Below are 2,325 nucleotides of genomic sequence, written 5' to 3'. Positions count from 1 at the left end.
CGCGCCGGCCGGACGGGCCGGTGGGCCGGGCCTTCGCCGCGCTCACCCCGCGCCACGCGCCGAACGTGATCGACGACGCGGTGGCGGAGGCGGTGGGCGAGCGCGAGACGCTGCGCCGCCTGTTCGAGGAGACCGGCGGCCCGGACGAGGCGGCGGCCGAACTCGCGACCCTGTTCGACCTCGCTCCCGGCGACGATCACGAGGCTCTGCTCGCGTCCGTGCTGGGCGGCGGGCTCGACGCCGCGCTGTGGCCGGGGCTCGCCGGCGCGCTGTCGGAGGGCTCCGTCTCCGACCGCAAGCTCGCCGACAGCCTGTTCGACGCCGTCGCGGCCAGGGACGAGGCGACCCGCCGCGCGGCCTATCTCGGCGTGTTCCTGACCGACAAAGGCCAGCCGCGCTCGCCCAGGAGCTTCGTGACCAAGGCGACCCGCGCCGCCCACGGGGACGTGGCGGCGAAGCTCGACGCCGAGATGGAGCGTCTGACGGGCCTGCTGCCGAAGATCGCGGCGGCGGCGATCGTCGCCCGCACGCGCGCGCTGCTCACGCTCGCCCGCGCCACGGCGGCCGCGTACGCCCGCGCCAAATCCGCCGAGGCGCTGCTGGACTACGACGACCTGATCGACCGCACCCACGCGCTGCTCTCCCGCACCGCCTCGTCCTGGGTGCTCTACAAGCTCGACGGCGGGCTCGACCATGTGCTGGTGGACGAGGCGCAGGACACCTCGCCCCGCCAGTGGGAGATCGTGCGCAAGCTGACGGAGGAGTTCTTAGCCGGCGAAGGAGCGCGCGGCGCCGACGCCCGCACCGTGTTCGCGGTGGGCGACGAAAAGCAGTCCATCTTCTCGTTCCAGGGCGCCGAGCCCAAGGAGTTCGGCCGCTCCCGGCGCGATTACATGCGCGGCCACGAGGCCGCCGGCCGCGCCTTCGCGGACGTGCGGTTGACGGAGAGCTTCCGCTCCACCCGCGCGGTTCTCGCCGCCGTCGACCATGTGTTCGCGCGGCCCGAAGCCCATGAGGGCCTGAGCTCCGACGAGACGGTCGCCACCAGCCATTCCACCGCCCGCGCCGACGCGCCGGGCGTGGTGGAGCTGTGGCCGCTCACCCCCGCGCTCAAGGCCGAGCGGGCCGAGGAGGCGTGGGACGCCCCCTTCGACGCCGCCCAGCCCCGCAGCGCGGTGGTGCGGCTCGCGGAATCCGTCGCGGCCGAGATCCGCCGCGCGATCGACGCCGGCGAGACCCCGCCGGGGGAGGTTCTGGTGCTGGTGCGCCAGCGCAAGGCGCTGTTCGAGGCCATCCTGCGCGCGCTGAAAAGCCGGGGCGTGCCGGTGGCGGGCGCGGACCGGCTGATCGTGGGCGAGCACATCGCCGTCATGGACCTGCTGGCGCTCGGCGACGCGCTGGTGACGCCCGAGGACGATCTGGCGCTCGCCTGCGCGCTCAAGAGCCCGCTGTTCGGGCTCGACGACGATGACCTGATCGCCATCGCGCCCCATCGCGCCGGCCGGCTGCTCGACGCGCTGGCGGACGGGCCGCCCCAGGCCCGCGCCGCCCATGAGCGGCTGACGCGCCTCGCCGCCTCCGCCGCGCGGCGCGATCCCTTCGCCTTCTTCGCCGACCTGCTGGCGGCGGGCGGCGGGCGGCGGGCCTTCCGCTCCCGGCTCGGCCACGAGGCGGACGATCCGCTCGACGCCTTTCTCGATCTGGCGCAGGACTATGTGCGCGCCCATCCCCCGACGCTCGCCGGCTTCCTCGTCTGGATGCGGGCCGCCCCCGCCGAGATCAAGCGCGACCTCGACGTCTCCGCCGGTGAGGTGCGGGTGATGACCGTGCACGGCGCCAAGGGGCTCGAAGCCGACATGGTGGTGCTGGCCGACACCTGCGGCGGCGCGTCGTCCGGGCGCGGCTCCGCGCTGCTCGAGGTTCCACGCTCCGCCGCCGGCCATGGCGCAGCGCCGATCCCGGTCTGGGCCGGGCCGAAGGCTGACGATCCCCCCGCTCTCGCCGCCGCCCGCGCGCAGGTCGCGCAAGGCGCGGAGGCCGAGCATAGACGCCTGCTCTACGTGGCCATGACGCGCGCCCGCGACCGGCTGGTGGCCTGCGGCCACGACAGCGGGCGCAAGCGGCCGGATGGCGCGTGGTACGACCTGATCCACGCCGGGTTGATCGGCTCGGAGAGCGTCGAGGCGGTGGATGTGGGGCAGGACCAGCCTCTGCTGCGCCTGCGCCTCGGCGCGCCGGCCGAACCCTCTCCGACCGCGGCCGAGCCGCCTCCGCCTGCGGACGCCGCCGCTTCGCCTGTCCCGCACTGGCTGCGCGCCGCCGCGG

The 2,325-nt window shown here is 75.4% G+C and carries 1 protein-coding gene; it reads left to right on the top strand.

Annotated elements, in window-relative coordinates:
• Positions 1-2,325: UvrD-helicase domain-containing protein (locus ACFQ4O_RS16980; RefSeq protein ID WP_378777481.1), on the top strand; the 2,325-nt coding region annotated here is incomplete at both ends.

This window comes from Methylopila musalis, assembly GCF_042679725.1.
GTDB classification, from domain to species: domain Bacteria; phylum Pseudomonadota; class Alphaproteobacteria; order Rhizobiales; family Methylopilaceae; genus Methylopila; species Methylopila musalis.
This window is presented reverse-complemented; position numbering and strand designations above follow the sequence as displayed.